This window comes from Sphingomonas sp. P3_C6, from assembly GCF_056402595.1.
The window spans coordinates 23,722-29,872 of record NZ_JBFUHB010000041.1 but is presented as its reverse complement, the minus strand read 5'-3'; the positions used below and the strand labels follow the sequence as shown (position 1 = coordinate 29,872).

Annotated in this window: 5 protein-coding genes and 1 pseudogene; 4 read left to right on the top strand and 2 right to left on the bottom strand. The window is 65.3% G+C overall.

Going from position 1 to position 6,151, the window contains the following annotated elements; genetic code table 11:
* Positions 1-226: pseudogene (locus AC1DT7_RS22920) on the top strand (hypothetical protein); the annotation flags it as partial.
* 181 nt (positions 227-407) lie between these two features.
* Here AC1DT7_RS22920 and AC1DT7_RS22915 read toward each other — a convergent pair.
* Both AC1DT7_RS22915 and AC1DT7_RS22910 read right to left on the bottom strand, forming a co-directional pair.
* A complete protein-coding gene (locus tag AC1DT7_RS22915; protein ID WP_478038489.1) occupies positions 408-1,202 on the bottom strand; it encodes an arginyltransferase in 795 nt (264 codons plus the stop codon).
* Between the two features lie 227 nt (positions 1,203-1,429).
* Positions 1,430-2,668, bottom strand: a complete 1,239-nt coding sequence (locus tag AC1DT7_RS22910) for a threonine ammonia-lyase (RefSeq protein WP_478038488.1) — start codon at positions 2,666-2,668, stop codon at positions 1,430-1,432.
* Between the two features lie 108 nt (positions 2,669-2,776).
* Here AC1DT7_RS22910 and AC1DT7_RS22905 point away from each other — a divergent pair, with 108 nt between their 5' ends.
* The 3 genes from AC1DT7_RS22905 (at position 2,777) to AC1DT7_RS22895 (ending at position 6,010) form a co-directional block, all read left to right on the top strand.
* Positions 2,777-3,643: an NAD(P)-dependent oxidoreductase gene (locus AC1DT7_RS22905; protein ID WP_478038487.1), complete on the top strand. Its 867-nt coding sequence runs from the start codon at positions 2,777-2,779 to the stop codon at positions 3,641-3,643.
* Positions 3,644-3,744: 101 nt separating this feature from the next.
* Positions 3,745-5,388, top strand: a complete 1,644-nt coding sequence (locus AC1DT7_RS22900) for an amidohydrolase (RefSeq protein WP_478038486.1) — start codon at positions 3,745-3,747, stop codon at positions 5,386-5,388.
* A 325-nt stretch (positions 5,389-5,713) separates the two neighbouring features.
* Positions 5,714-6,010 (top strand): GIY-YIG nuclease family protein, encoded by a 297-nt coding sequence (locus tag AC1DT7_RS22895; RefSeq protein ID WP_478038485.1) that lies wholly within the window; start codon positions 5,714-5,716, stop codon positions 6,008-6,010.
* Positions 6,011-6,151 lie beyond the last annotated feature (141 nt).

Sequence of the window (6,151 nt, the reverse complement as noted above, 5' to 3'; positions counted from 1 at the left end):
TCCCGGTGATGAACCCGCTATGGCCAAGGTCAACGCCGCGCTCGAAGGCAAGACCGACAAGCAGAAAAACCCTCACCCACCAGGCTCGCTCGCGTTCGCCTCGTGGATCTGCGCGCGCCTCGGCGGCTGGACCGGCTATTATGGAAAACCCGGACCCGTCGTCATACTCGAAGGCCTCTTACGCCTTCAGACGATGCTACAAGGATACGCACTATACCATGTGTGAATCTCGTAGGGCGAAGGCCGGGGCCCAGTTGGGAAGGCTGATGTAATGACGCGCAACGCCCATCACTGTCGTCCCCCAACTGGGCCCCGGCCTTCGCCGGGGAACAAAAAAGAAGGGTTTCGGTTCGCGCGGGCCAGGCTCGTCGCGGATCAGGCTTGGCGCGCGCAACTCCAGGCCGGGATCACGCCAGTTCGTCGGCCATCAGCACATTCTTCTGCGCCGGCGGTGCGTAGGTCGCATCCTCGTCGGTCAGCAGCGTCCAGCCATGCGGTCCGAGCACCTCGATCGGGCGATAGCGCGTCTTGTACGCCATCCGTGCCGAGCCCTTCACCCAATAGCCGAGATAGACATAGGGCAGGCCGATGCTACGGGCGCGCAGGATGTGGTCCATGATGATCATGTTGCCGAGGCCCGCGCGCAACGGATGGTCGGCGTCGAAGAAGCTGTAGATCATCGACAGCCCGTCCGCCTGCTGGTCGGTCAGGCATGCCCCGATCAGCCGGCCGCGCACGCCGTTCTGCGATGGCTCGCGATATTCGATGATGTAGCTGTTGACCGGCGAATGCTCGACCATGTCGGCATAATCGCCCTCATCCATGTCGGCCATGCCGCCGCCGGGATGGCGCGAGGACAGGTAGCGGCGGAGCAGCTGATATTGCTCGTCGGTCGCCCAGGGACGGCAGGCGTTGACCTCCATGTCGCTGTTGCGGCGGATCTGCTTGCGCTGAGTGCCGTTGGGCACGAAATCCGACGCGACCACGCGGACGGAAACGCAGGCAGTGCATCCCGCGCAGCTCGGCCGGTACGCGACCGACTGGCTGCGGCGGAAACCGATCCGCCCAAGCGCGTCGTTCAGGTCGCCCGCATGGGGGCCGTTGAGTTCGGTGAAGACCTTCCGCTCCTGGCGCCCCGGAAGATAGGGGCAGGGCGACGGGCTCGTCACGAAGAAGCGCGGAAAACGAAATGGCGCTGTCACCGCCTACAACCCCCTTTTCCACCCCGGCCCGATGCCTGGTTCGACCCCGTTATGAATCGCCTGAGTCGTGATGAAAAGCGGCTTTACCATGAAAGAGAGTTAACGCCGCGGTTGCTTTGAGTCTTGGAGATTCACGCCTTGGGCGGACTTGACGCACAGCTTATCGCATCCGGCGACTCGCGAATAGAGTCGCCGGAATCGGTTCGTCGCAGCTATGATTCAGTTCGTCAGGCCAGTTCGACCGGACTGACCTCATACCCTTCGTGCCGAAGCGCGGCCATCAACCGGTCGAGATGCGCCTTGTCGCGCGTCTCGCACTCGATATCGGTGATGAGGCCCTTGGCGGGCAGCGTCGTGAAGACGCGCTGGTGATAGATTTCGATGATGTTGACGCGCTCGGCGTCGAAGATGCGCGCGACGTTGAACAGCGCACCGGGCTGATCCTGAAGGCGGATGCGCAGCCGGGCGAGCCGGCCCGACCGGGCGAGATCGCGCAGCAGCACATTGGCGAGCAGCCGCGTGTCGATATTGCCGCCGCACAGGATGACGCCGACGGTCTTCCCTTTGAAGCGTTCGGGATGCTGCATCAGCGCGGCGAGACCCGCGGCGCCGGCACCTTCGACCACTGTCTTCTCGATCTGGAGGAGCAGGCTGACCGACTCCTCAAGGCTGCGCTCGCTCACCAGGACGATGTCGTCGACCAGCGCCTCGACGATGCGCGCGGTGATCCCGCCCGGTTCCTTCACCGCGATACCCTCGGCCAGCGTATCGCCGGCGCAGGGCAGGTCGGTGCCGTTGATCCGGTTGTACATCGACGGGAACAGCTCGGCCTGAACGCCGATCACCTCGATCGGGTGACCGGCTGCCCGCGCGACCGTCGCCGTGCCGGAGATCAGCCCGCCGCCGCCGATCGGTACGATGAAGGTGTCGATTGCCGGCGCGTCCTCGAGCATCTCGAGCGCGACGGTGCCCTGGCCGGCGATCACGCGGACATCGTCGAACGGATGGACGAAGGTCAGCCCACGCTCGGCCTCGAGCTCGCGAGCATGGGCATAGGCTGCGTCGAACGTGGTGCCGAACAGCACGACGGTCGCGCCATGTCCCTCGGTCTGGGTCACCTTCACCGTAGGGGTGGTCGTCGGCATCACGATCGTCGCCGGAATGCCCAGGCGGTTGGCGTGATAGGCAAGGCCCTGGGCATGGTTGCCGGCCGATGCGGCGATCACACCCTTTGTCCCGACGGGAAGCTGCAACAGCGTGTTGAGCGCGCCGCGCTCCTTGTACGCTGCGGTGAACTGAAGATTCTCGAACTTCAGATACACGGTCGCGCCGGTCAGCTTCGACAGGGTCTGGCTGATGAAGGTCGGCGTGCGGACGATCGACGGCGCGATCCGCGCATGTGCCGCCTGGACGTCGGCAAGGGTGACCGGGAGCGTTTCGGCGGCGGGCAGGGGTTCGGTAGCCATAAGCGGGCGAGGTAGGCCCTGAAATCGCCAGCCGCAATGGTCGTTACGGCGTGCAAGGCGTCACTCTCATCTGGCGCGACGCGGAAACTCCCCTTATTCGCGGTCGCCATGAGCAACATCGCATTTCTCGGAACCGGGGTGATGGGCGCGCCGATGGCGGGGCATCTCGTCTCCGCCGGCCACACCGTCACCGTTTACAACCGCACGCGCGCCAAGGCGGAGGCCTGGGCCGAGAAATATGGCGGCACCGTCGCCGCCACCCCGGCCGAGGCCGCTGCGGGCAAGGATGCTGTGTTCAGCTGCGTCGGCAATGACGACGATCTGGCGCAGGTGACGCTTGGCCAGGACGGCGCGTTCGCCGCGATGGCGGCCGGTGCTCTGTTCGTCGATCACACCACCGTCTCGGCGATGATCGCCCGCCGGCTGGCGGAAGAGGGCGCTGCCAAGGGCCTGCTCGTCGTCGATGCGCCCGTTTCGGGCGGCCAGGCAGGCGCCGAGAACGGCAAGCTCTCCATCATGTGCGGCGGTACCGCCGAGGCGATGGCCGTCGCCGAGCCGCTGATGCAGGCCTATGCACTGCGCATCGTCCATATCGGCGAGGCGGGTGCCGGCCAGACGACCAAGATGGTCAACCAGATCGCGCTTGCCGCGGCAGTGCAGGGCGTGGCCGAGGCGCTGCGGTTCGCCCAGGCGAGCGGGCTCGACACCGACAAGGTGTTCGAGGCCGTATCCGGCGGTGCCGCATCGAGCTGGCAGATGGTCAATCGCTGGGCGACGATGAGCCAGGACAAATTCGATTTCGGCTTCGCGGTCGACTGGATGCGCAAGGACCTTGGCCTCACGCTGGACGAAGCCAAGCGCAACGGCGCGACCTTGCCGGTCACGGCGCTGGTCGATCAATTCTACGCCGACGTCCAGAAGATGGGCGGGGGCCGCAACGACACGAGCTCGCTGATCCGCAGGCTGCCCCGGTGATGCACTTCTTCCGTCATGCCGGACATGTTCCGGCATCCACGGTTGCACAAGACTGCCGGGCGACGCGGGTGCGGACCAGTGGACCCCGGAACAGGTCCGGGGTGACGGCCCGCATTCTCGCGACCGCGGCGCTTCTCCTGAGCACACCGGCCCTTGCCGACTCTCTCGTCGATAACGTCAACGGCATGACGCTCGACAAGGATGGCAAGGTCATCCATTTCAACGGCCTGCTGATGACGCCCGACGGCAAGGTCATCCGCCTGATGCAGCCGAACGACAAGCGCCCGGAAAAGCTCGACTGGCGTGCCGATATGAAGGGGAGGGTGCTTCTCCCCGGCTTCATCGACGCACATGGCCATGTGATGGATCTCGGCTTCCGCGATGTGGAGCTCGATCTGGCGGGCACGAAATCGCTCGACGAGGCCAAGGCGAAGATCGCCGCCTATGTCGCGGCCAATCCCGACAAGAAATGGGTGCTCGGCGGCGGCTGGAACCAGGAGCTCTGGGCGCTCGGCCGCTTCCCGACTGCAGCCGACCTCGATTCGGTGGTCAGCGACCGCCCGGTCTGGCTGTCCCGTGTGGACGGCCATGCGAGCTGGGCGAACACGGCCGCGATGAAGGCGGCCGGCGTGACGGCGAAGAGCGTCTCGCCGGCGGGCGGGCGGATCGAGAAGACCGGCGCGCTGCCCAACGGCGTGTTCGTGGATGCGGCGCAGGAACTGGTCACCAAGGCGGTGCCGCAGCCCTTGCCCAAGGATCGCGACGCCGCCTTCCTCAAGGCGCAGACCAAGCTGCTCAGCCTCGGCGTCACCGCGACCGCCGATATGGGCAGCAGCCTCGACGACTGGCTCAGCTATCGCCGCGCGGGCGATGCGGGTGCGTTGCGCGTTCGCATCATGAGTTATGCCGGCGGGGTCGAGACGGCGGTGCGGATCGGCGGCGCCGGCCCCACCTTGTGGCTTTATGCCGATCGCCTGCGCATGGGCGGGGTGAAGCTTTATGCCGATGGCGCGCTCGGCTCGCGTGGGGCGTGGCTTAAGGCGCCGTACAGCGACGCGCCGAAGGAATCCGGCCTCGGCTTCCTTGCCGATGACGTCATCCGCAACCTGATGAGCCGTGCGGCGATGGATAATTACCAGGTCGCCGTCCATGCGATCGGCGACAAGGCCAATGCGCAGGTGCTCGATGCGATCGAGGAATTGTCCGAAACCTATAAGGGCGATCGCCGGTGGCGGATCGAGCATGCCCAGATCGTCGACCCGGCCGATCTGCCACGCTTCGGCCAGCATGGCACGATCGCCTCGATGCAGCCGACCCACCAGACCTCCGACCGGGCGATGGCCGAAGCGCGGCTCGGGCCGGACCGGCTGGCCGGCGCCTATGCCTGGGCGTCGATGCTGAAGAACGGATCGGTGCTGGCATTCGGTTCGGACTATCCGATCGAGAGTCCCGATCCCTTTGCCGGCTGGGCGGCTGCGTTCACGCGCCAGGATGCGGAGGGCCAGCCCTATGGCGGCTGGCGCCCGGAAGAGAAGCTGACGCGCGAACAGGCGTGGTGGGCATTCACCGGCGCGGCTGCCTATGCGGGGTTTGCCGAGGACAAATTCGGCAGGCTCGCCCCCGGCCAGCGCGCGGACTTCATCATCGTCGACCGCGACCCGCTGCTGGCGAGCCCGACCGAGCTTCGGGCGACGAAGGTGGAGGAGACCTGGGTCGGTGGGCACAAGGAGTATGTGCGGAAGTAGGGGTTCCGCTTCCCTTGCCGTCATCCTGAACTTGTTCCGAACGACGAAATCGCGCGTGAGAAGATGATCAGGGAGTGGCGACGCGATTGGCGGACCGACCTGATCGAGTGCGACAATCCAATCTGGAACGACCTTGCGGTTGGCTTCGCACTCGATTTGCTACCGTAGCGTTTGCGGCTCGATGGACCCCGGAACAAGTCCGGGGTGACGTAGTGGAGAGGGCGCGCGCTCAGCATACCCACACCGTCATGCCGGACTTGTTCCGGCATCCATGTTTCCGCAATAACTGCCGTTCGTGAGAGAGCGGCAACCTTGCGTCTACATCATGGCAAGCGCCTTTTATGGCAGCATCTACACGGGTGTGACGTCCAACCTGATCGGGCGCATCCAGCAGCATCGTGACGGGACGTTCGATGGCTTCACCAAGAAGTACGACATCAAGCGGCTCGTCTGGTTCGAGGCCGGCGACTGGTTCGAGGCCGGCGACGCGATGGACGGCGCGATCGCCCGCGAGAAGACCATCAAGAAATGGCCGCGTGACTGGCGGATCAATTTGATCGAGCGGGAAAACCCTGCGTGGAATGATCTTGCGGTGGGATTCGGGTTCGACCCGCTGCCGTAGCGTTTGTGGGTCGATGGACCCCGGAACGAGTCCGGGGTGACGAAGTATTTTGAGGCAGTCACCCCCCATCCAAAAAACGAAAGGCCGCGGCACCCCCCGATGCCGCGGCCTTCACTCCCGGAAACTCTTTTGGCCCGGAAA

Coding starts and splice junctions, on each gene's coding strand:
- AC1DT7_RS22895 (WP_478038485.1), top strand. CDS start 5,714: ATGGCAAGCGCCTTTTATGGCAGCATCTACACGGGTGTGACGTCCAAC.
- AC1DT7_RS22905 (WP_478038487.1), top strand. CDS start 2,777: ATGAGCAACATCGCATTTCTCGGAACCGGGGTGATGGGCGCGCCGATG.
- AC1DT7_RS22910 (WP_478038488.1), bottom strand. CDS start 2,668: ATGGCTACCGAACCCCTGCCCGCCGCCGAAACGCTCCCGGTCACCCTT.